The organism is Segnochrobactrum spirostomi (assembly GCF_009600605.1).
Classification (GTDB): Bacteria; Pseudomonadota; Alphaproteobacteria; order Rhizobiales; family Segnochrobactraceae; genus Segnochrobactrum; species Segnochrobactrum spirostomi.
The window spans coordinates 4,011,239-4,034,611 of sequence record NZ_VWNA01000001.1 but is presented as its reverse complement, the minus strand read 5'-3'; the positions used below and the strand labels follow the sequence as shown (position 1 = coordinate 4,034,611).

Sequence of the window (23,373 nt, the reverse complement as noted above, 5' to 3'; positions counted from 1 at the left end):
CGGCGGCGAGAGCAGGAGAACGAGACCATGGCCGAATTCCCCACCCAGGCCCGCGCGGTCGTCATCGGCGGCGGCATCGTCGGCTGCTCGACCGCCTATCATCTCGCCAAGCTCGGCTGGAAGGACACCATCGTCCTTGAGCGCCACAAGCTGACCTCCGGCTCGACCTTCCATGCCGCCGGCCTCGTCGGCCAGCTCCGCTCGAGCGCCAACATCACCCAGCTCCTCGGCCAGTCCGTCGCGCTCTACCGCACCCTCGAGGCGGAGACCGGGCTCGCCACCGGCTGGAAGATGAACGGCGGGCTGCGCCTCGCCTGCAACGCCGAGCGCTGGACCGAGGTCCGCCGGCAGGCCACGACGGCCCGCTCCTTCGGCCTCGAAATGCACCTGCTGACGCCGAAGGAGGCGCAGGATCTGTGGCCCCTGATGGACGTCTCCGACGTCGTCGGCGCCGCCTTCCTGCCGACCGACGGCCAGGCCAACCCCTCCGACATCACCCAGTCCCTCGCCAAGGGCGCCCGCATGCACGGCGCCCGCATCTTCGAGGATACCGAGGTGACCGGCTTCGAGCTCGCCGGCGGCCGCGTCGTCGCGGTCCTGACGAGCCGCGGCCGCATCGCCTGCGAGTTCGTCGTCAATTGCGGTGGCCAATGGGCCCGCGAGATCGGCCGCATGGCGGGGGTCAACGTGCCGCTCGTCTCGGTCGAGCACCAGTACATGGTGACCGAGCCGATCGCCGGCGTGACCTCGACCCTGCCGACCCTGCGCGATCCCGACCGGCTGACCTATTACAAGGAGGAGGTCGGCGGCCTGGTGATGGGCGGCTACGAGCCGAACCCGATCCCGTGGGCGATCGACGGCATTCCGGCCGGCTTCAATTTCCAGCTCCTCCAGCCGAACTGGGATCATTTCCAGCCGATCGTCGAGCTCGCCCTCGGCCGCGTCCCGGCGCTCGAAACCGCCGGCGTGAAGGAGCTCGTCGCCGGCCCCGAGAGCTTCACCCCGGACGGCAACTTCATCTTGGGCGAGGCGCCGGAGCTCTCCGGCTTCTTCGTCGGCGCCGGCTTCAACGCCTTCGGCATCGCCTCCGGCGGCGGCGCCGGCAAGGTGCTCGCCGAGTGGGTGGTGGGCGGCGAGGCGCCGTTCGATCTGTGGCCCGTCGATATCCGCCGCTTCGGGCGCAACCACCGCGACGTCGCCTGGGTGCGCACCCGCACCCTCGAAGCCTACGCCAAGCACTACACGATGGCCTGGCCCCACGAGGAGCACCATTCGGGGCGGCCGCTGCGCCGCTCGCCGCTCTACGACCGCCTCGCCGCCCGCGGCGCGGTGTTCGGCGAGAAGCTCGGCTGGGAGCGGCCGAACTGGTTCGCCGCGCCGGCCGAGGACGCCCACGACCGCTACACCTACGGCCGGCCGAACTGGTTCGGCGCCGTCGCCCGCGAGCACCAGGCGGTGCGCGAGCGGGTCGGCGTGTTCGACCAGACCTCGTTCGCCAAGTTCCTGTTGGTCGGCCGCGACGCCGAGGCGGCCCTGTCGTGGATCGCCGCCGCCGACGTGTCGAAGGCGCCGGGCCACCTCGCCTACAGCCAGATGCTGAACGCCCGCGGCGGCATCGAATGCGATCTCACCATCGCCCGCCTCGCCGACGACCGCTATTACATCGTCACCGGCACCGGCTTCGCGACCCACGATTTCGACTGGATCCGCCGCAATATTCCGGCCGGGCTCGACGCCAAGCTGATCGACGTCACCTCGGCCTATGCGGTCCTGAGCGTGATGGGACCGCGCGCCCGCGACGTCCTCGCCGGCCTTTCCGGCGACGACCTCTCGAACGCCGCCTTCCCGTTCGCCCGGGTGCGCGAGATCGGCATCGCCGGCGCGCCCGTCATCGCGCTGCGCATCACCTATGTCGGCGAGCTCGGCTACGAGCTCCACATCCCGGTCGAGTTCGCGGCGACCGTCTACGACGCCCTGATGGCCGCCGGCGCCGCCCACGGCATCGCCGATGCGGGCTACCGGGCGATCGAGAGCCTGCGCCTCGAAAAGGGCTACCGCGCCTGGGGCGCCGACATCGGCCCCGACCACACCCCTCTCGAAGCCGGCCTCGGCTTCGCGGTGAAGCTCAAGGGCAACCAGCCCTTCCTCGGCCGCGCCGCGCTCGAGGCCCAGGCCCGCGACGGCCTCAAGAAGCTCCTGTGCGGCTTCACGGTCGCGGACCCGGAGATCGTGCTGCTCGGCCGCGAGACGATCTACCGCGACGGCGAGCGGGTCGGCTGGCTGTCGAGCGGCGGCTTCGGCCACACCCTCGGCCTGCCGATCGGCTACGGCTACGTGCGCCGCGCCGAGGGCGTCGACCGCGCCTTCGTCGAGGCGGGCAGCTACGAGCTCGAAGTCGCGACCGAGCGGGTGGCGGCCAAGGTCCACCTCGCCCCGCTCTACGACCCGACCATGGCGCGGGTGAAGGCCTGAGGCGGGGGCAGAGGTCGGAGCACGGGGCGGAGGTCGGAGACCGCCGGCCTCGCTCGCCCCCGCACACCGACACCGCGCGGGACAGACGACTGCGCGCCCACGGCCCCGGACCGGAGAACAAAGGCCCGGGTGGTGCGAGACCGTGGCGCCGCACCGGCAACGGCGGAGGCCCGCAAGGGGCCGCCTCCCGTGCCGAGCCGTGGAAACGGGAGCGCGGTTGATCGCGCCGGCTTGACGGCGGCGCGAGAACCCACTACCCGGAGCCCACGCTTCCGACCAACCGGCCCGGAAGGCGCTGCGCTCGTTTCGGCCCAGCACGTGAGCCCGTAGCTCAGCCGGTAGAGCACGTGACTTTTAATCATGGGGTCGAGGGTTCGAGTCCCTCCGGGCTCACCATAAAATCAAGGACTTCGCTTTTCAGGGGTGGGTCCGAGAGGGGCTGCCAATGGCCGGATTGGGGCCGTGAGCAGACTATCCGGGTTCAACCTAAGACCGACAAAAGCCGCCGTTCCGAATCGCTCCGGAGACCAGCCGAGAAGCTGGCTCTGGAACCACTTTATTTTATCTAAATGGCATCAATGGCCATGATAGTAGCTTACTAGTGGAGGATGGTTTGGATCATTTTGAGTTAGCCGGCGCTCCAGATGATCGTCAAGTGTTTCAGGCGGTTCAAAAAGTGTTTGGTCGATCATTATACATTGCCACGACTTGAGATCGCCCTCTAGCAGCCGATAAAGCTCGGTGTAGAAACTCTCGAATATCTCAGGATTGATGTCAGGGGTAATGTTCTTCATTGGCGAATCGATGACGATAAATCTTGGTAACGGTAGATGCCGCTGCGCCGCTGTCTGATGTAGCGCAAGGGCAAAGCATATCTTGAAGAGCACCATCTTCCCGCCCGAACCGGCGTCGCTGAACGTCCAGGCAAGGGACTCGTTGCCTTTCGGGTGTACGTAAGGAAACCAAGTACGTTGGTTCAAGAAAACCTCGTCATCCGCCTTGATTTCAGGAAAGTGGATGGCGCGCAGCAACGAATGGAAGTTCTTTTCAAGCACATTAACATTTTTCCGACCGGCCTCGAAGCGTCCCTGTTCGATCTGGATGTTGCGTTCAAGCTCGCTGATCCGTGTTGACAGTGCATCCGCCTCCTTCAACTTGGCTTCGACTTCACCGGGCATCCCCATGATGCGTATCAAAATGCGTCGTCGTTCCCTAATCTCGCCGCGTCGGCTCTCAAGCCGCCGAGCACGTTTCATATATTCGGACTCGACCTGCCTGCGGGTAAAATCCATGCGTCGCTGCGCATCGACACGCTTAGTCATGAGAACGCCCAGTTCCTCGTTTTGTCGGTCGTGCGATCTTTTGAGACGCTGGACAGATCGTTTCAGGTCATCAATGCGGTCGGAGAGGTCGCGCTCTACCACCGCACTGTCGCTTTCAAGTCCGCCGGGTGCTTCCGCAAGGTCCGACTTGCACAACACGCAATGCGCACCGTCGCTCTTTCGGCTGACCTCCGTGCCGCAAGCGGGACAAGCATGGAACGCCGCGCCCTTGAGCAACTCGGATGCCGTTGAGGATCGGGCGATCTTGAATTTCATTGCCAGGAATTCCGCGATAAGCGACTCCTGCTCCTTCAGTCGCTGCTCGATATCGCCGATCGCTGCCGCTTTCGATGCGATGGCATCGGAAAGCGAACCGATCAGCGTCTGGTCTTCTTCGGCAACGGTCGAAGCGGGGAGATCGTCACTGCCTTGATTCTCAATCTCCTGATCGAGTTTTTCCTCCTCGTCATTGAGCTTGTCGATCTCCGCCTCGATCGTTGCTTTCGATGCAAAGCCGTACCGATGGAGAAACTCGTCGATCTGCGTGGCAGCTTCGCGCATCGTTCGCTGTTCTTGCCGGATTTCGGAAAGCTCGGCCTGCAATTCATTCAGTCTGTCGCTATGAAAACCCAGGACGTATCGCAGCACATCCTTGGATTTTTCCTGCCGAATAGGCTGGTCGAGCAGGAAGAAGCTAGAATCTAGGTCGGGCTGGTCGAGATAGCAGAATTTGTAGAAATCCCTGAAGCTCAGGCGCTGAAGCGCTGACTCCGGGTCGCCCTTGCGCTTGCGGACTTTCAGCACCGGCGTGCCGAGAGTGCGCAGAAGGAAGTCGCTGTAATTGTAAATCTCATCGCCGACGATAGGGACTTCGCCGGCCGCAAGGGGCAGGTTCTCCCGCCCGATTTCGCCGTCACGTTCCCAGCTAACCTCAACCGAGGTGGTGGTATTGGGGTTACGCTCTATCAGCAGTGAAGTGTCGCCGGCTACCGCCTGAAGCTGAACCCCGACAAGTTCGCTCTGAATAGCGGGCGTCTTTTGCAGCGAGCCGCCAAGGCAGTAGTCGATCAGCTCTGCGATCGTGGATTTGCCCGTAGACATCTCGCCGTGGAAAAACGAAAGCCGGCTGCCGAAAAGGACGCGTTCCTCACTCTGCTTGCATAGCAGAACGAGGGATTCCATTAGCAACTTCATCGGGCTTCCCCTGTAAACGCAATCCCCTCGTTAAACTCCAGCGAAGTTAATTCGGGGAACTGCTCGTATATAAACTCCATCAACGCGCGCGCCTTTAGGTTGAGATGCTTTCTCAACAGGACGGCCCGCTCGTAAATCCGCGAAAATCCGGGCGATTCGATCAGCTTCTCCGCGAGATTACCCCCTTGCGACGTAAGGTCGATGTGAATTGTTCGACCGTCGGTGTGGACTACGGCAAGGCGTCGGGCCACCAGAATATTGAGGAAGCGGCGGTACCGATGATCCCAAGGACCATAGCGGTACCGTATCATCCGGGCCTCGATGGTCAGCCGTTCGAAATCGTCCACCGGAATGTTCTTGGCAGAAACGCCACGCGCGATCAGGGCCTTTTCTAGGCATGACGGATAGCGGAGCAAGAAATCGAGTTTCGCCAGCTTTGTGATGCCTTCGATTGCCGGCGCGTCGGGTTGCGAGAAGGCTTTGAGGAGGACGATAATGCGGGCAAGGTGCACATCCTCGTCCTTGTCCAGCGCTGTGACGATATCGACGAGGTCCACGCTCATGGAGCGTCCTCGGATACATTGAAGTGCGGCGACCACCACGTCTTACAGTGCTGTGTGAGAACGCCCGCAGCGCCGATCAGATGCTCGGGACGGCAACCATGGAGTTGATCGCGATCGTCCCTGGCGCGCGCCATTAGACGTTCCGCCAGAGCACCGAACATCGCCGAACCGTATGGCTCGCCGCCTTTTTCGGCTCCGGCATGCGCCTCGGCGGCTTCGAATTGCACCACGGCGAGCACATTGCTGTAGCGCTTCTTTGCCTCGTCTACACCATACTTCCGGCTCCATTCGAGGAATAACGCTTCAAAGGAACGAACACGATCCTCAATGTTGATGACACGGCCGGCCTCAACTCCGCCTTTTGCCAATTTGCGGAACGCGATCATCAAATCTGACGGGGCGTCAGAGGGCGTCACCAACGTCGAGACATTGATATCCTCGTAGGGCTTACCGCTTTTGAACCGGTCGATGATGGCGAGAACATCGGCTCTGCAAATGCGCTTCCCGGCGAGAAGCTGGTCATCGATCGCTTGCTTTAGATCTGTTCCCGGAGTGAACAACTCAGTTATAGGCCCCCGCAGCGTTTTCGCTGACGCCTCACGCGCAAGCTGGACAAGCGCCTTAGCGATCGTGGCGACAGTGGCATAGGGCAGTTCTTTTACGCCGGGACACTCGCAAAGAGCTTCTTGCACGTTGCTGCCTATGTGGCTGACTTCCGCTGCGTGACCTCGAACCGTTGTCCTGATCAGGGTAGCGGACACATTTTGAGGGCTTAGGCCCGTATTGGATGCGATGCCTTCGACATATTGGCGCAGTGGGCTGTTCTCGCGCAGGCCTTTAATGCCGCCGCGCTGCCGGAGCGAGGACAGGAGCCAGGGAAGGTTGTTCAGCGACTGCTCATTTTCCCAGAACGAATGGTTGGTAGTGAAATCGAAACTCTCGAAGCAGTCGGGAAATTTTTGATCCAGCAGGCAGAATTTCCCCAACGCATTGGTGACTTGCATCTCTCCTGCCTTAAACGGGGGAAGCGTGATCTTCCGTGTCTTGATCTGGGTTCCAATGAACTTCTCAGTACTGTTTTTTAGTAAGTAATCTTCATGGTTTTCGCAGATAACTTCAATGCAGTTGCCTTCTCCGGTAATTAGCCGAATGGCGTTTATTGCTGCATATGCGTGTTGGTAATCAAAGCGTGCGGCGACGTCGTCGCCTGGATCAGCTTTGTCGAGAACCAGATCAGGAGAGCTCACGATGTTCGCCGCATATTCTTGTTGCTCACGCACGTGAGAATGCTACCCATCAGACCTAAAGGCAAGTTTGATCGCAAACTTAGGGTTGCATCGTCCCTCATCCAATCGGGCAACCTTGCCAGATGGATCATGTCCGCTTCCGGAGTGTGGCGCTAGTCAGCTCGATGGCTGTAATGGGGCGCAAACCAGCCATTCGCACTTCAGGCCGAGGCCGCGGCTCCTGGGCGTCCTCCCCCACCCCTACCTAGGCACCGGCCTCCCCCACACCGCCTATTCCGCAAACCCGAGCAGCAATGTCTGCGCAACGGCGCGCGCCTGCGCGGCGAGATCGGCGTCGGAGAGTTCGCCGGCCGTCCAGAACGACAGAACGCCGCGAAAGGCGAAGGCGAGGTGTTCCGGTAGAGCGCGCAGCGCCCGCTGCCGGTCCGCCGCGATCAAGCCTTCGCCGGCCCCCAGCGCCAGGGACCAAAGGGTCGTGGAGTGCGCCAGGACCTTTCCGGGGGAAGGACCGGCCGTGCCGAGCCAGCCCATCACGGCGCGGTTGATCTCCGGCTCCTCCAGCATCACCGCAACCGCCGTGTCGATGGCCAACAGCACCCGGCCGGCCACATCGGCGGGCGGCGACATCGCGGCGAAACGCTCGGCCATCGTATCGATCCGACGCCCCGACAAAGCGTGCATGATCGCCGCCTTGCTCCCGAACTGATTGAACGGCGTCGCAAAGCTGACCCCGGCTTCGGTCGCGAGGTCGCGCATCGAGAAATCGGCCTTGCCCCGGCGGAGCAGTCGCTCCGCCGCGTCCATCACGCGCTGGCGAAGGGGCTCTCCGCGCACGGCGGTCGGCGCTGCCTGGGGCTTGTTTCCTGTCATGTCCTATCTATATCATGATATAAATTCGATCGTAGCTCGGAGTTTTATCATGGTGTCCCCCTCCAAGACATTTCTCATCACCGGCGTCAGTTCCGGCCTCGGGCGCGCCTTCGCCCTCGGCGCGCTCGACGCGGGCCATCGTGTGATCGGCACCGTGCGGCGGCCGGGTGACGCCGAGGCCTTCGCCGCGCTCGCGCCCGATCGGGCTCACCCGGTCCGGCTCGATGTGACCGATTTCGACGCCATCCCGGATGCTGTTGCCGAAGCCGAGCGACAAGCCGGTTCGATCGACGTGCTGGTGAACAATGCGGGTTATGGCCAGGAGGGCGTGCTGGAAGAATCGTCCATGGACGATCTTCAGCGCCAGTTCGCCGCCAACGTCTTCGGGCCTGTCGCGATGATCAAGGCGGTGCTGCCGGGCATGCGCCGACGGCGTCGCGGCCATATCATCAACGTCACGTCGATGGGCGGCTTCATCACGATGCCCGGCATCAGCATCTATTGCGGCAGCAAGTTCGCGCTCGAGGGCATTTCAGAGGCGCTCGGCAAGGAAGTCGCGAGCTTCGGAATTCGGGTCACCGCGCTCGCGCCCGGCCAATTCCGCACCGATTGGGCCGGACGCTCGATGGACCGCGCACCGCGCAGCATTGCCGACTACGACGCGGTGATGGACCCGATCCGCGCCGCACGACAGGCCAAGAGCGGCCATCAACCCGGCGATCCGGGCAAGGCTGCCCAGGCGTTGCTGGCTCTGGTCGAGGCCGAGACCCCACCGGTGCGGCTGTTCCTCGGCGACGACGCTCTGGGGCTGGTCGAACAGAAACTCGACCGGATGCGAGGCGAAATCAGCGCCTGGGAGGCGCTTTCACGGTCGACCAGCTTCGCATCATGAGCGCGTGAATCGATCGCTGCTTAGGGAGGCGCCCAGGGCGTCCTCATAGGTCCGCTATGGTGATGCTTGCGGATCGTCCGCTTTGGCAAGGAGGCACGAATGCTGCCGCCTTCCATTACGGGCTAGAGGTGAACGCCCCCGCCCCGCCGCCGCACCGCCCGTGCGCGATCCGCAAATTGCTTCCTCGGCATGCAGCCCAGGATCCGTCTGAGGCGCGATAGGTCGTCGGCTCGACGCGGAACGTGCCATCGGACCGGCGGACGACGCGAACGCCGTGTCGCTCGACGGGAACGCCGTCGAGCATCATGCTGACGACCGTCAGGGCCTCCAGCCGGCCCGCTTTGGCGGGCTCGACCGAGAGGACTTGGAGATCGATCTGGGCAGCGCCGTCGAACTTACGGCCCTCAGATGAAGAGGGTGCCATCGGGCCTCGCCTCCTCGTCGTCGTAGATCGTGCCGGTCTCACGACCTTCAGCGGCCCGGGAGACGACCATGGCGGCGGCCGAGCAGTCGATGCGGTCACGCCTGCGGCCCGCAAGCACGGCATCTCCTCGGATATCGAGAGCGATATGGAGAGCGGCCTTCCGAGACGTTGGTCAGAGCACGGCAAGCACGGCTCCGCACATAGCGGGCTGTGCTACGGCCGGGCGCCAGCCCCCCTTTTCCCCCAAAGATCCCCGTGGGCGACGGCCGTGAGACAGCGCTGTTGCATTGCACAAGTGCCTTCGCTATCCCTGTATACCGGGATGCAGAGAGGGATCAGGAATGACATCCGCCGAGTTCATGTCGGAGCAGGCCGTCCGCGAGGACCTCGCCGCCGTCTATAGGCTCATCGCCCGCTTCGGCATGGACGATCTCATTCACACCCACGTCTCGGCGCGCCTGCCGCAGGAACCCGACAAGCTGCTGATCAATCGCTATGGCGATCTCTTCCGCGAGGTGACGCCCGAGTCGTTGCTGGTGATCGATCATGACGGCGACCAGGTCCGCGGCACGCAGGCGCCGATCAACACCGCCGGCATTGTGATCCACACGGCGATCCACGCCGCGCGGCCCGACGCCATGTGCGTGGTGCACACCCATACGGTCGCGGGCGTCGCGGTCAGTTGTCTCGACGAGGGGCTGCTGCCGCTCAACCAGACAGCGCTGCTGTTCCATGGCCGCGTCAGCTACCATGCCTTCGAGGGGATCGCCCTGGACCGAGACGAGCAGGTCCGTCTCGTCGCCGATCTCGGCACCAACAACACCATGATCCTTCGCAACCACGGTCTGCTGACGGTCGGCCGCAGCGTCGGGGAGGCGTTCGGGCTCATGTATAATCTCGAGCAGGCCTGCAAGATGCAGCTCGCCGCCATGGCCGCAGGGGCGAAGCTGGTGATCCCGCCCGAGAGCGTGCAAGCCCGCACGGTCGGCCAGTACGACGCCGATCCCGACGGCGCCGCCGGGCTCGAATGGCAGGCGCTCCGCCGACTTGCCGCAATGGCCTTCTAGGGGGCGCGGAGGTGGTCCGCGTCCTCCTCGCCGATCCGCTGGCCCATGGCGAAGACTTCTGCGCGGCGCTGGCGGCCGGGGTACCGGATCTCGCGACGTGGTGCTGGCCCGACGAACCGGTGAACGGCTCTTATGACGTTCTCGCCGCCTGGCAGCTTCCGGACGCTTTTCCGCCGCTTCCAGATAGCCTCGCTCTGGTCTTCTGCTTCGGCGCCGGCGCGGATCATCTGCTCGCCGATCCTCGCATCCCGTCGCATGTCCCGATCGTCCGCCTGATCGATGGCGGACAGGCCGCGGAGCTTGCCGACTATGTCTGCCACGCCGCCTTCGCCTTTCTGCTCGACGATCAGAAATACCGGATCGATCAGGCACGAGGGGTGTGGGCCCCCGTCTTTGCGCGGAGACGGACGCGGGCTGAGGCCCGTGTGGCGGTGCTCGGCCTCGGTCCGATCGGCATGACCGCCGCGACAGCGCTGGCCGCGGCCGGGTTCCGGGTTCACGCTTGGTCGCGTACGCCACGACAGGTGAAGGGCATCGAGACGTTCAGCGGCCTTGAACGCCTGGGGGATTGCGTCGACGGCGCCGATGTCCTGGTGAACCTGCTGCCGCTTGCCCCGGAAACCGCCGGCATCCTTGCAGCCCCGCTGTTCGCCCGTCTCGCACCGGGCGCCTATCTCGTCAGTCTTGGCCGCGGCAAGCATCTCGACGAGGCGGCGCTCCGGGAAGCGCTCGATATGGGCCAGATCGGCTGCGCCTTTATCGATGCCTTCGCCGAGGAGCCGCTGCCCTCGACGCACTGGATGTGGTCGCATCCGCGCATCCGCCTCACGCCGCATATCGGCGGCCTGCCGACGCCGGAGGGCGCCGCCCGCTCACTCGCCGCCGCGATCGACGCCCTCCAACAGGGCGCGCCGCTGCCCGGGCTCGTCCGTACCGCAGCGCCCACGCCATCGTGAGCGCGCTCGGTCTGTGCCGGCTCATCCGCCCCACACCAGTTGCCGCTTGACACCATTCCAATCTGGATACCAGTATACAGCCATGCTGACATTCAATTCGCCCATCGATCCCGCCCACGCCGGTAAGCGCGGCACGATCTCGGCGCGTGCCTGCATCGAGTTGCGTGAGGCGATCGTCACGGCGCGGCTGAAGCCGGGCACGAGCATCTCGGAGACCGAGGTCGCGAAATCGATGGGCATCAGCCGGACGCCCGTGCGCGAGGCCTTCGCGCGGCTGTTCGACGAGGGACTGATCGAGATCTCGCCACAGAGCGGCACGCTGGTCTCGCGTATCGACATGCAGCGCGTCCGCGAGGCCGTGTTCATCCGCTCGGCACTCGAAAGCGCGGTCGTCGCCCGTACCGATGTGGCGCCGGATCCGGCGGCGCTCGACGAGCTCGAAATGCTGCTGCGCGAGCAGGAGCGTTTGATCGACAAGAACGACCGTGCCGCGCTGCACCGCGCCGACATGCGCTTCCATTCCGGACTGATGCGCGCGTTCGCCGTCGAGCGGGCCTGGACGGCCTGCCTGCACGTCAGCGCCGACATGATGCGGGTGCAGTTCCTGATCGGCATGCGCCGCGACCATATCGAGGCGATCGTCGAGGAACATAAGGGCGTGCTGGCGGCCGTTCGGGCCGGCGATCCGGCATTGGCCTCCGCGCGGCTCGCCGCCCACATCCGAAATGTCGATATCGACCAGGCCGATCTGCAGGCGCTCAACGCCGACTATTTCCGCCAGTCCGAAGAGGTCTGATGCCCGCGCCGCCATTGCGGCAACCAGGACAGGCACCAAGACAAAAACGTGCCGTCGGGGCGACCCGGCGAGCAACGAGAACCGGAAGCGACGGGCGGCCTCGGCAACGATCCCGCCCCAGCAATCCGGTCGATCCGTCCTGCGTCCTCTCGAGGATGCCGGTGCGGAGACGGGCGCGAGACGGGAAACCCGCCACGCCCGCGCTTTGGGGAGACGCTGAAAGGCGCGCGCACCACCAGAGAAAAATAGGGGAACGAGATGTCGCTAAACCGCTTTGGCAAGGACAGCGCCGAGATCGCGCTGGAGAAGTTCCGTGCCGGAAAGCTCGATCGCCGCGCCTTCCTGACTGTCATGGCGGGGCTCGGGCTCGCCGTCGCGATCCGGCCGACGGGGGCCTCCGCTGCGGCCAATGAGATCGTGATCTGCAATTGGGGCGGCGCCGCGCTCGAGGCGTTCCAGAAGGCCTATGGCGCGCCCTATACGGCTGCGACGGGCATACCCGTTGCCATCGACGGTGCCGGTCCGTCCACGGGCGCCATCCGCGCCATGGTCGAGTCGAAGAACGTCATTTGGGACGTGACCGATGGCGGCATGGTCGATGCCGTCGTGCTCGGCAAGGGCGGTTTCATCGAGCCGATCGACTATTCGATCGTCGACAAGACCCTGGTCGGTCCGGACATGGCGGCCGAGTTCGGCATCTGCAACTACACCTTCTCCAACGTCCTCGCCTATGACGCCAAGAAGACCGGCGGCAAGGTCCCGACCGGCTGGGTCGATTTCTTCGATCTGGAGAAGTATCCCGGCAAGCGGACCATGTGTAAATGGATCCAGGGCCAGCTCGAGGCCGTGCTGCTCGCCGACGGCGTCAAGCCCGAGGACATGTATCCCCTCGACGTCGATCGCGCCTTCAAGAAGCTTGAGCCGCTCCTGCCGCATATCATCTTCTGGGAGAGCGGCGCCCAGAGCCAGCAGCTCTTCCGCGACGGCGAGGTCGTGCTCGGTAATATCTGGCACACCCGCGCCAATCTCCTACACAAGGAGAATCCGGATTTTGCCTGGACCTGGTCACAGCAATTGCTGTTCTCCAGCGCTTGGTCGGTGCCGAAGGGCAACCCGGCCGGCAAGAAGGTGTTCGACTTCATCAATTCTTCGCTGCAGCCCGAAGGTCAGATCACGCTGCTGCGCCTGATGGGCAATGGCCCGTCCAATCCGAAAGCGCTGGCGCTGATGACGCCGGAGGACAAGGCGGTCTACCCGCTCGCTCCGGAGAACGACAAGACGGCGCTGAGGATTCAGGCTGCCTATTACGCCGCCAACGAGGCCGAGCTGCAGAACCGCTTCCTCGACTTCATCTCCCGCTAGTCGACCCGGACCGGCCGCCGGTGCTCACCGGTGGCCGGACCGCGTGTCCGACGAGGGCAGCAAGACGAGGGCACCATGACTCGCTTCCAGCGCTGGGCGCTCGCGCTCACCGTGCCGGCCGCCGTGCTGTCGATCGGCCTCTATGTGTTTCCCATCCTTCAGGTTCTGGCTCTGAGCTTTCTGGAGCCGAAGCCCGGATTCGGGAACTATTTGAGCCTCTTCGGCAATTCTGCGATCGGCCGCGTGGTTCGCACCACGATCACCGTGTCGCTGCTGACGACGGCGATCACCGTCGTGCTCTCCTACGTCGTCGCGTTCGCCATCGTCCAGATGTCGCGTGGGCGCCGCCGCTTCGCGCTGTTCCTCGTCATGGTGCCGTTCTGGATCTCCGTGCTGGTGCGCGCTTTTTCCTGGATCACGATCCTGCGCCGCAACGGGGTCCTCAACACGGTGCTGACCGAGTCCGGCGCGATCTCCGAGCCGCTCGACCTCGTCTATAACCAGTTCGGCGTCGTGATCGGCATGGTCCATTACATGATGCCGTTCGCCATCCTGCTCCTCGTCGCCAATCTCGGCGATATCGACCGGCGGATCATCCAGGCGGCCCGTTCGCTCGGCGCGCAGCCTGCGACGGTGTTCTGGCGGGTCTGGCTGCCGCTGAGCCTCCCTGGCATCGCGATCGCGACGCTCTTTACCGTGATCTTCTCGCTCGGCTTCCTGGTGACGCCGGCCATTCTCGGCGCCGGCCGCGTGCTGATGATCGCCGAATACATTTCGGTTCAGATCTCCTCGACGCTGCGCTGGGGCGTTGCCACGGCGCTGTCGACGCTGATGTTGGTCGCGGTGGGCGCTCTCGTCGCGATCGCCATGCGGCACCCCGCCATGCGCGCGGCCTTCGGCGGAGGACGCGCATGACCCCCGCCCGCCGTCTGGTCCAGATCGGCCTGCCGAAGCTCGCCGCTTGGCTGCTGCTCGCCTTCCTCTTCGTGCCGATCCTCGTGGTGATCCCCGTATCGCTGACGGATCGCGATTATCTCTCGCTCCCCCACGACGGCATCTCGCTCTCTCACTACGCGGCGCTGGTCGATTGGCGGACCGGCTGGCTCTCCAGCATGGCGACGAGCCTCGGGATCGCGCTTGCCACCAGCGTCGTCGCGACCGCCGTCGCTGCGGCCTATGCCATCGGCGCCTGGGCCTATGTCGGCCGCTGGCCATCGCTGTTGCGCGTCGTTCTTCTGTCGCCGCTCATCGTGCCGCCGATCATCTATGCGGTCGGCATGGTGAAACTCTGGTCGCGCTTCGGGCTGCTCGACAGTTGGATCGGTGTCACCATCGTGCATGTCATGCTGGCGATGCCGCTCGCCGTGCTGGCGATCGGGGCGAGCCTTTCCAATTTCGATCCGCGCATGGTCCAGGCGGCGCGTTCGCTCGGCGCGCGGCCGCCCACCATCATCTTTGGCGTCATCCTGCCGAACCTGGGCCCCGGCGTAGCCGCCGGCGCGATCCTCGCCTTCATCACGTCCTGGGACGAGATCACGGTGACCTTGTTCATCACGGGGCGGCGGATCGTGACATTGCCGCGCCGGATCTGGACCTCGATCGCGGATTCCGTCGACCCCGCGCTCGCCGCCATCGCGTCCGCACTGCTGCTCGCGACGCTCCTGGCCCTTCTCATCCGACTGCTCGTCTCCGAGCGCTGGGCCTCCCCAACCCGTCGAAATCCGAAAGACACCGCGAAAGGAACGCCGTCATGAACGCCCCCCTCAAGTCCAACGAAAGCGCCCATACGCCCGCGATGAGCGAGCACGAATACAAGGAGGCGAAGTTCTTCCAGACGTTCGGCTCGATCCCGTCTCCCGCCTTCCACGATCCGGAAGAGCAGACCCGCGTCTGGGGCCGCCCTTGGGGATGCACCACCGACGTCGGCAAGCTGCGTGCCGTGCTGATGCACCGGCCGGGCGACGAGCTGAACATCGTCGAGAACAAGCCGATGCCGGAGATCGGTGGCTTCGGCGACCCGGAAAAGGGCTGGTACTGGATCGGCAAGACCCTGCCGGATCTCGCCGCCATGCAGGCGGCGCACGACAAGTTCACGGCGCTGCTGCGCGCCGAAGGCGTCGACGTCATCCTGATCGACAAAGCCGCGCCGGGAGCGATGAAGCAGATCTATTGCCGCGACAGCGTGATCGCGGTGAAGGGCGGCGCCATCGTGACGCGTCTCGCCCGCAAGGTCCGTCGCGGCGAAGAACTGGCCGTCACCCGGGCGCTCGCCAAGGCCGGATGCCCGATCATCGGCACGCTGCATGGCGAGGCGGTGTTCGAGGGCGGCGGCTTCGCGATCCTCGACGAGAAGACCGCGGTCTGCTCCGTCTCCGTCGCATGCAACCCGGAAGGCGTGCGCCAGGTCGAGGTGCTCTTGAACAGCGTCGGCATCGACCTGATCAAGGTGCCGATGCCGGGCTACCGCATCCATATCGACGGCTCTTTCATCATGGTCGACCACGACAAGGCGATCGTGAACATCAACGAGCTGCCCTATGTCTTCATCCAGGAGCTGGAGAAGCGCGGCATCCAGATGATCGAGCTGCCGCCTGAGGACAACGCCTTCTCGCTCAACTGCTTGGCGCTCGCCCCCGGCCGTGTCCTGATGCACGAAACACGCACGCCGCGCCTTGCCGACCGGCTCGCCAGGGCCGGCGTGGAGGTGCTGACGATCGACTATGAATGCGTCGAGCTCGGCGGCGGCGGTATCCATTGCTCGACTGGGCCGCTTGCCCGCGATCCGGCCTGACCCATGGCGTTTCTCGACATCCGCCGCCTGCGGAAAAGCTACGGCGCGGCGGTCGCGCTCGATGGCGTCGATCTCTCGGTCGAGGAGGGTGAGTTCATCACCCTGCTCGGCCCGTCCGGCTCCGGCAAGACCACGTTGCTGATGTCGATCGCCGGGTTCGTCAAGCCGGACGAGGGCGGCATCGTTCTGTCCGGCATCGACGTCACCGACCTGGAGCCGGAGGATCGCAATCTCGGGCTGGTGTTCCAGGGCTACGCGCTGTTCCCTCACCTCTCGGTCCGCGACAATGTCGCCTTCCCGCTGAGAGTGCGCCAGTTGGAGAAGCGCGCCATCGCCGAGCGCGTTGAAGAGATGCTGGCCCTCGTCGGTCTCGACAAGCTCGCGGCGCGCAAACCCCGCGAGCTTTCAGGCGGACAGCAGCAACGCGTGGCGCTCGCCCGTGCCCTCGCTTACAGCCCTCGCCTGCTGTTGCTTGACGAGCCGCTTTCAGCCCTCGACCGATCCCTGCGTGAAAACATGCAGCGCGAACTGAAGCGGCTGCATCGCGAGACGGGCGTCACCTTCATCTTCGTCACGCACGACCAGGAGGAGGCCTATGCGATGTCGGATCGCATCGCCGTCTTCCAGAACGGCTCCATCGTCCAGATCGGCGCGCCGCGGGAAATCTATCGCAATCCCGTCTCGCGCTTCGTCGCCGGCTTCATCGGTGGCAACAATCTCATCCGCGCCCGCTTCTCCTCGGAGAGGAACAGGCTGGCGATGCTCGGCCGCGACCTGCCGGTCCCCCCACATTTCGATCCCGCGCGGCATCATCGCGACGGCGACGTTTCTGCCTGGATCCGCTCGGAAGACATCGAAGTCGGAGGTGCGGAAGCCGGTTTCGAAGTCTTCGACGTCACCGTGATCGATCGCGCTTTCATCGGGACCGGCGAGCGTATCGTCGTGCGGACGCGGGATGGCGAAGAACTGGCGCTGATCATCCCGGACGGGGCCGCCGGCACGGTCACGATCGGCGCGCCTCTGCAATGTCGGATCAGGCCCGACCTGATCGGCTTCCTGTTGCCCGATTGAGGCGTGCGTGACGTTTCCCCCTCCCCGCCCACCACCGGAACCACTTAGCGAGCCCCCATGTCGATAGCGCTCCGCCCCGTCCTTCTGCCCGATTTCGGCACCCCGCTCGGCCGGCCCGTCATTCCGGCCGCGACTTATGCGGCGCGGGCCGCCGCCGCTCTCGCCGCCGCCGGCACCGATTGGCTCGTCGTCTATGCGGATCGCGAGCACTTCGCCAACATCGTCTTCCTGACCGGCTTCGAACCGCGCTTCGAGGAGGCCCTGCTCCTGCTCGGCCCTCGTGGCGAGCGCATGATCGTCACCGGCAACGAGAACATGGACTACGCCCCGATCGCGGGTCTGCCGGATGTCTCGGTCCATCTCTGTCAGGCGCTGAGCCTGATGGCGCAGGATCGCAGTCTCAAGCCGAACCTCACCGCAGTGCTGCGCGAGCTGGGCATCGGCAAGGGCGACAGCATCGGATTGGCGGGTTGGAAATATGTCGTGCCGGAGGAGTGGGACGGCCCGGAGCCGACCTTCTTCGTGCCAGCCTATGTTGTCGACAGCCTGGCACGGGTCGGCGGCGCGATCAGCGATGCGACATCTGTGCTGATGCATCCGGTCCATGGGCTCCGCGCCGTCGTCGACGCCGACCAGATCGCGGAAGCCGAATGGGCTGCAACCCGCGCCTCGCTCGCCGTCTGGCGGATCGTCTCGGGCTTCACCCTCGGCGACAACGAACTCTCGGCCGCCTCGCGCATGGGCTACGCGGGCGAGCCGATGAACTGCCATCCGATGCTGACGACGGGCGATGCCTCCCGCCCGGTGATCGGCCTCAAGAGCCCGTCGGCGAGGCAGGCCGCGCGGGGCGACGGCATCACCGCCGCGGTCAGCTTCTGGGGCGGCCTGACGGCCCGTGCCGGCCTCGTCAGCGATGACGACGAGGATTTCGTCTCGGTTGCCAGCGCCTATTTCAAGGGGCTGCTCGCCTGGTACGAAACCGCCGATATCGGCGTCGAGGGCGGCGCCATCCACGAGGCCGTTGTGTCGACGCTGGCCGCAGGCGGCCTGCGGTCCGCCCTCAATCCGGGCCACCTCACCGGCCATGACGAGTGGATGAACTCCCCGATCCGCCCCGGCTCAACCGAGACGATCGCCTCGGGGATGCCCTTCCAGATCGACATCATCCCCGTACCGATGCCGGCCGGGTGGGCGCTTAATTGCGAGGATCCGGTTACCTTCGCCGATGCGGCGCTCAAGGCCGAGATCACCGCGCGCCATCCGGAGGTCGCCGCCCGCTTCGAGGCGCGGCGCACCTTCGTGCGCGACGAGATCGGCGTTGCGGTGAAGGACAACATCCTGCTGCTGTCCGCGATCCCGCTGGTGCTGCCACCGCTCTGGCTGAAGAAGGGCTATGCGCTGACGCGGAGTTGAGGCCCACGCAGGTCCAGTCGGCGGCGATCTCCGTTGTCTCGAAGCGGAAATGGGCCGCCGGCGCTAACTTGGCCTTCGCTTCCCACGAGCGTCACAACGTATGCCGCTTATGTCACCGTAGCCCTCGCCGCTTGTTCTGTGACTCGCCGGCGCCGCTCGGGGCAGGATGCGAGCGCCGTACTGAGCGCGTCGCTTCACCGCTCAATGAGATCAGCCACTTTCTGGCGGATTACGCTCGCAAACGATGCCGCGTTCGAAGCACGTCCCAAATGGCTTCGTCGAGCAACATCCCGAACGCACGCCGAAAGTGCAACGCGCCTTCGAAGCTCGAGGATGACACGCACCTCCACACGGCAGGGCAAATGTCCGCCGCTGTGCACCTGCGTTGCGACGCATCTCTCTCGCGCGGGCGGCGACGGTGAAATTCGCCTCATTCGCTGCCATCGGTCACGGCACGCGGTTGCTGTGGCTGCTATTCGCCCGGCCCGACGCCTGGCCTGTGCTCAACGCCTGCGTCGGGGCAGCCATGCTGGCGCTGGCCGCTCATCGCGCAGCGCGAGCGGACCACGCTCAGTTGAGGCCACCATGCGCATATCGCAACTTTAACTTGCGCCACTCGGCTTTCGACCCTCTAATGCTCCGCGAGCAGTGAGAAGTTATCGCTGCGGGGAATTCTTCGGAGGGGCGGATGTCAACAATATTCCTGCGAAAATTCGTCGTGCCATTGTGCACGATAACAGTCGCAGTCGGGCTCGCGGCAGGTGGTCTCTTGCATGGCTTGGCGCAGGCGCCCGGCGGCACGGCGGCCGCGGCGAGCGAGGCGGTGGCCGGCGCCTTCTCCAACTTCACGCCTTACCAGCCCCTGCCGAGATGGTCTGGCTGGTGTGATGGGGATACGGCCTGCGCCAAGCCGCTCGAACGGGCCTTCCTGGAGCAGACGCCCGCAAGCCGCCCCGCCGTGCGCGCCCATGGCTGGCGCCTCTGGGCCGCGATCTGGACGCCGGCTGCGATCGGCACCTTCATCAACGACGCAGCGAAGCAATGGACCAATGTCGGTGGCACGAAGGGCTGCTGGCTGAACAGCGGCACCGTCTGTAGCGGCTACTATCCGATCTGGATGACCTGGCCGAACACCGGCAACCGGCTCACCAACGCGACGCTCACCAGCAAGGCCAAAAGCGCGGCAAACCCGGGCGCGACGAAGGTGAGGCCGCTCGGCGCCCTGACGCCCACGCCGGTGAGCGCGACCGCGGCGAACGGCGATCCGGATCCGAGCCAGGTTGAGACTGTCAACACCATCGGCGACACGCCGGTTTACAATCTACCGCCGCTGGTCCTGGTCAATCGCTGCGGTATCTCGAGAGAAAATGCTGCCGATTGGCTGAAGGATAAGCAGTGGGAGAAGATCACCGAAGCATGCGATCAGGCGGGTCAAAAGGGTTTATTCTGTTCCGGCCAGATCTGCGACGGCACCGCCTTCGTGAATGAAGGCAACGTCATGATCGCCACGGAATCACTCGAACAGAGCAATTATGAGACAATCATCCGCACTATGAGCCAGCAGGCTCTCACCAGGAAATATCGCGCATGGAAGGAACCCGATCCGCGGCCTCCGACGATCGCCGACGGCATCGACAGCCGCTACATCGCGACGAAGCACATGTTCTGGCCGGTGAAGGGTTGCCGGCCGGGCTCCACGGTCGGCAGCGCCGGATGCCGGGTGCGCTATGGTGCCTTGCCGCCGTGGGTTCCGAGCTTCTTCAAGGACAAGAGCTACGCGACCAACGCCGAATATCTCGGCTATGAGAAGTGGAAGCAGGTCGTCGCCATCGATACATGCCTGCCGATCGGCAGCAGTTCCTGCGCGTCCGCCAACTCCGCGACGTTACAGCTTGCTTATGTCACGTCGACCGGCAAAGGGAATTTTTCGGCGATCACGACCCAAAATCCAAGTGTCTATCCCGCCACTGTCTTCCAGCACATCCAGGTTTCGCAGGAGGTGCTCGAGAAATATTTCACGCCGGCAGACCGTGCCCTTCTTGATCAGGCGATGATCTGGGCCTACGGCGATCAATCGAATGGCTTCGAACCGGGCGACTTCCTCATTTCGATCGCCATGCACGTCACCACCAAGGAGATCAATTCTTGGGCCTTCCAGAGCGTGTGGTGGAGCCCGCGCGCCGACACCCTGGGCGATTGCGGTCTTCCGCTCTACAACAATTGCTTCGGCCAATCGCCCACCTACGGCGCGACGCTCGCCCCCGATAGCGACAGTCCCGCCCAATCGTCCGGCCTGCAAGCCAACGAAATCACGGCGATCGACAACGCCACGCGGAGCAGCAATTGGCGCAAATATTATCTTCTGACGGATGAGTACGGTATCCGTTATCAGATCGATGGCCAGCCGAGCAGAATTTCGGACTATTTCAACGGCACGCCCCCGAAATGGGCGCAGACCAATCCGAAGGGCGATGCTCTGCCTTATCTGCCGGTCTCGCAGAACGTCTATATCGAACCGGTGATCCACCCGATCGGCACCAATTGCCGCAACTGCCACGGCCGCGCCGGCTTCACCCCGGGCAGCCGCGCCAATGATCCCGCCTATAATGTCGGGGCGGGTCGCACCGGCGGCCAGACGTCGCAATGCCCGAGCCTACTCGGGGATTACGGCGATCCGAACACCAACCTGTGCATGTGGAATCCGCGCATTCTCTTCTCGAACGGCCTCAACCATTGCAAGCCGGGTGCGGCCGACGGGATCGAGTGCCGCAATTTTGTCGTCAACAACGCCAAGCCGGTCGTTGGAGGCGACTATATCTGGTTCATCCCTGACGGGCACTTCGAGACGCTGAGCATGAAGTAGAGCACGAGCCGGAAAAGGTCGCCGTAGGCTCGCGACCCACGGTCTCTCCAGGCCCTGAATGGCGGCGCTTCGACGCGATCGGAGCGCCGCTTTTTTGCCTACCGCCAGCGCGCTTTCGCGGGTTCTCGGCTGAAGGAGCTTCAGGCTCGATCTGGGCAACGCCGTCGAACAGACGGTCCTCAGAAGAAACGCCTCGACGCCGGCCTCCAGGCGTTGCTCTGCCCGATCCGGGAACGGCGCGCGGCGTTCGCGAAGCAACCGGACTTCGTCATGGACGTCGTCCGGGCCGGCACGGCAAGAGCGGCCGTCCTTACCCAGCAGACGCTCGACGAGGTCAGGGCTGCGCTGGTGCTCTTCAGCCTTGGTGAGAGATAAGGCTTGGTGAGAGATAAGGATTGAGCCGCAGATCGCTTCAGCGACGCGCTGCGCTGCACGGAGCGGTGTCCCGACCGATCACAACAAATCGAAGCGAGGCGCACGCCTATTGCGGCTCGCTGTTCTTGCGCACACTCTAGCCGACGAGCGCCTTGGTGCGCGCAGCGGCCTGGGTAAAGCCCCGCAGCGAAAGCGTGAAGGGCAGCGCCTGACCGGTGTCGGCGGCGGTCGCGGTGATCTTAAGCTGCTTGGCGCGACCTAGATCGGCGATCTTGTCGGCGCCGAACTTCAACTGAACAAGGCAACCGGCCGGCAGACAGGTCTGGAACGGCAGGGCGGGACCGGGTTCGCCGTCGTCGATCGCAAGCGTGACGCCGTTTGCAAGCGCGAGCCCAAACGGCAGTACGAGCACACCGACGATGGCGCCGTCAGGGCCCAGGGTCAGCTCGGCGGTGAGAACGCGCTGGTTGGTGTCCTGCTTGGTCTGGGTCTGCGAGAAGGTGCAGACCTTCTGCCCGTTCGGCAACGCGCAGTTCACCGTCCAATCGCCGTAGCTCTCCTGAAGGGACGACGCACCGCCGGGCAGCTCGCCCGCCGCGGCATGAGATTGGTCACCTTTGGCTGGAGCGGCCGTCTTGGTTCCTGATGCAGCCTTGACGGTCTGCGCGGAGGCACCTGAGCCGGCGAACAGCCCGATGGCCAGGACCGTCGACAGGATCGTGAGCGAACGAGACATGAGAACTCCGGACCTTTAGCGAACGGGACAACAAGCGCGGGCGAGACGCCGAGCCGCGCTCAGGCGGGCGCAGCCTCGGTGGTTTTCGATAGCTCGGCCAGAACGGCGAGATCTTGCCAAGCGTACTGCGACGCGAGGCGAAGGACGATAAGATCGAGCCATCCACGCGCGTAGAAGTCGGCTACGACAGAGCGGTCGAGGGCGCGGAAGGCTGCCTCGTCTACCAGACGAAAGCCCCCGACCTTGATCTCGGCGGGCGCTTCGCGATCGTCGGCTCCGTTTCGGGCCTGGGTCGGGCGGATCGTCACCGAGCGCTCGACCAGAAGGCTGTGTTCCGACAGCGCCGCGACGAACACTCTGCTGCGCTCGTGCTCGACCGCGTAGGCCTCGCAGAAGGCGATCGCTGCGCGGCTCGTGTCCGTCGGCTTGCCATCCAATTCGAACAGCGGCTCGCCACCCTCACGTCGGACGTCCGCCGTGAGCCGGCCGCATCCGCTGTCGACGCCGAGCATGACGGTTCCCGCCGCGTCCGTCGTCATCCCGATGAACGGATAGCGGCGGACGTAGCTCGGCACATAGGTCATGGCGCGCCAGTGCCCGTCGGCCGTCACGAACACATTCCGCCCTGCCTCCACACCCGTCACCGCCAAAGGCATGCCATCGGCGTCGTTGGCGAAGACGATCGGGTAGTGCCGGCCGGTGAGAGCGAACTCGTTGCCGACGATCGGGATCGCGGTCGCCTCGGCGGCGAAGCTGAACGGGGTCTCGGTCGGCTTCAGGCCAAATCCGAGATGTTCCGGAGCCCGAATGAGCATCGGGCTACGATAGAAGAGCGGCAGGGCCGGCGCGGGCTGGGTCAACGAGAGGGCCTTTCTGGCGCGGAAGTCTCGGAACTGGACACGGTCACTCAGGTTACGTGCGTGGAGCCGGGCCAGCGTCGCTGGTCTTTGAAGGAACGC

Annotated in this window: 19 protein-coding genes and 1 tRNA gene; 13 read left to right on the top strand and 7 right to left on the bottom strand. The window is 64.6% G+C overall.

Features of this window, described 5'->3' with window-relative positions; genetic code table 11:
* The first annotated feature begins 27 nt into the window (after positions 1–27).
* Positions 28–2,472, top strand: a complete 2,445-nt coding sequence (locus F0357_RS18145; protein ID WP_153485457.1) for a GcvT family protein — start codon at positions 28–30, stop codon at positions 2,470–2,472.
* A gap of 320 nt (positions 2,473–2,792) precedes the next feature.
* A tRNA-Lys gene (locus F0357_RS18140) sits at positions 2,793–2,868 on the top strand.
* A 179-nt stretch (positions 2,869–3,047) separates the two neighbouring features.
* Here the strand turns inward: F0357_RS18140 and F0357_RS18135 are convergent.
* The 4 genes from F0357_RS18135 to F0357_RS18120 form a co-directional block, all read right to left on the bottom strand.
* Positions 3,048–4,976: an AAA family ATPase gene (locus tag F0357_RS18135; protein WP_208948420.1), complete on the bottom strand. Its 1,929-nt coding sequence runs from the start codon at positions 4,974–4,976 to the stop codon at positions 3,048–3,050.
* An 8-nt stretch (positions 4,977–4,984) separates the two neighbouring features.
* Positions 4,985–5,551 (bottom strand): hypothetical protein, encoded by a 567-nt coding sequence (locus tag F0357_RS18130; protein WP_153485443.1) that lies wholly within the window; start codon positions 5,549–5,551, stop codon positions 4,985–4,987.
* Positions 5,548–6,831, bottom strand: a complete 1,284-nt coding sequence (locus F0357_RS18125; RefSeq protein ID WP_153485440.1) for a dsDNA nuclease domain-containing protein — start codon at positions 6,829–6,831, stop codon at positions 5,548–5,550. Before F0357_RS18125 ends, F0357_RS18130 begins: the two co-directional genes overlap by 4 nt.
* 237 nt (positions 6,832–7,068) lie before the next feature.
* Positions 7,069–7,602 carry a TetR/AcrR family transcriptional regulator gene (locus tag F0357_RS18120; RefSeq protein ID WP_246161724.1) on the bottom strand — a complete coding sequence of 178 codons (534 nt, stop codon included), beginning with the start codon at positions 7,600–7,602 and terminating at the stop codon, positions 7,069–7,071.
* Positions 7,603–7,717: 115 nt separating this feature from the next.
* Between F0357_RS18120 and F0357_RS18115 the strand changes: the two genes are divergently transcribed.
* Positions 7,718–8,560, top strand: coding sequence for an oxidoreductase (locus F0357_RS18115; protein ID WP_153485436.1), 843 nt, complete (start codon positions 7,718–7,720; stop codon positions 8,558–8,560).
* 404 nt (positions 8,561–8,964) lie between these two features.
* On the opposite strand, the gene F0357_RS18110 is transcribed toward F0357_RS18115, so the two are convergent.
* Positions 8,965–9,102 carry a hypothetical protein gene (locus F0357_RS18110; RefSeq protein WP_153485434.1) on the bottom strand — a complete coding sequence of 46 codons (138 nt, stop codon included), beginning with the start codon at positions 9,100–9,102 and terminating at the stop codon, positions 8,965–8,967.
* Between the two features lie 223 nt (positions 9,103–9,325).
* Here F0357_RS18110 and F0357_RS18105 point away from each other — a divergent pair, with 223 nt between their 5' ends.
* From F0357_RS18105 to F0357_RS18060, 10 genes are all read left to right on the top strand, one after another.
* Positions 9,326–10,051 carry a class II aldolase/adducin family protein gene (locus F0357_RS18105; RefSeq protein ID WP_153485432.1) on the top strand — a complete coding sequence of 242 codons (726 nt, stop codon included), beginning with the start codon at positions 9,326–9,328 and terminating at the stop codon, positions 10,049–10,051.
* An 11-nt stretch (positions 10,052–10,062) separates the two neighbouring features.
* The gene (locus F0357_RS18100) at positions 10,063–11,007 is read left to right on the top strand and encodes an NAD(P)-dependent oxidoreductase (RefSeq protein ID WP_208948419.1); all 945 of its coding nucleotides are present in this window, start codon (positions 10,063–10,065) and stop codon (positions 11,005–11,007) included.
* Positions 11,008–11,089: 82 nt separating this feature from the next.
* A complete protein-coding gene (locus F0357_RS18095) occupies positions 11,090–11,803 on the top strand; it encodes a GntR family transcriptional regulator (RefSeq protein ID WP_208948418.1) in 714 nt (237 codons plus the stop codon).
* A 258-nt stretch (positions 11,804–12,061) separates the two neighbouring features.
* A complete protein-coding gene (locus tag F0357_RS18090; RefSeq protein ID WP_153485426.1) occupies positions 12,062–13,165 on the top strand; it encodes an ABC transporter substrate-binding protein in 1,104 nt (367 codons plus the stop codon).
* Positions 13,166–13,240: 75 nt separating this feature from the next.
* Positions 13,241–14,080, top strand: a complete 840-nt coding sequence (locus F0357_RS18085) for an ABC transporter permease (RefSeq protein WP_153485424.1) — start codon at positions 13,241–13,243, stop codon at positions 14,078–14,080.
* Complete coding sequence (locus F0357_RS18080) at positions 14,077–14,919, top strand: ABC transporter permease (RefSeq protein ID WP_153485422.1); 843 nt, start codon at positions 14,077–14,079, stop codon at positions 14,917–14,919. Before F0357_RS18085 ends, F0357_RS18080 begins: the two co-directional genes overlap by 4 nt.
* A complete protein-coding gene (locus F0357_RS18075) occupies positions 14,916–15,956 on the top strand; it encodes a dimethylarginine dimethylaminohydrolase family protein (protein WP_153485420.1) in 1,041 nt (346 codons plus the stop codon). Before F0357_RS18080 ends, F0357_RS18075 begins: the two co-directional genes overlap by 4 nt.
* Before the next feature lie 3 nt (positions 15,957–15,959).
* On the top strand, positions 15,960–17,027 hold the full coding sequence (locus F0357_RS18070) for an ABC transporter ATP-binding protein (RefSeq protein ID WP_153485418.1): 1,068 nt from the start codon (positions 15,960–15,962) through the stop codon (positions 17,025–17,027).
* A 57-nt stretch (positions 17,028–17,084) separates the two neighbouring features.
* Positions 17,085–18,440 carry a M24 family metallopeptidase gene (locus F0357_RS18065; RefSeq protein ID WP_153485414.1) on the top strand — a complete coding sequence of 452 codons (1,356 nt, stop codon included), beginning with the start codon at positions 17,085–17,087 and terminating at the stop codon, positions 18,438–18,440.
* An 823-nt stretch (positions 18,441–19,263) separates the two neighbouring features.
* Positions 19,264–21,303, top strand: coding sequence for a hypothetical protein (locus tag F0357_RS18060; RefSeq protein WP_153485412.1), 2,040 nt, complete (start codon positions 19,264–19,266; stop codon positions 21,301–21,303).
* Between the two features lie 511 nt (positions 21,304–21,814).
* Here the strand turns inward: F0357_RS18060 and F0357_RS18055 are convergent.
* A complete protein-coding gene (locus tag F0357_RS18055; RefSeq protein ID WP_153485407.1) occupies positions 21,815–22,414 on the bottom strand; it encodes an invasion associated locus B family protein in 600 nt (199 codons plus the stop codon).
* Between the two features lie 59 nt (positions 22,415–22,473).
* On the bottom strand, positions 22,474–23,274 hold the full coding sequence (locus F0357_RS18050; RefSeq protein WP_246161506.1) for a SapC family protein: 801 nt from the start codon (positions 23,272–23,274) through the stop codon (positions 22,474–22,476).
* Between the last annotated feature and the right edge of the window lie 99 nt (positions 23,275–23,373).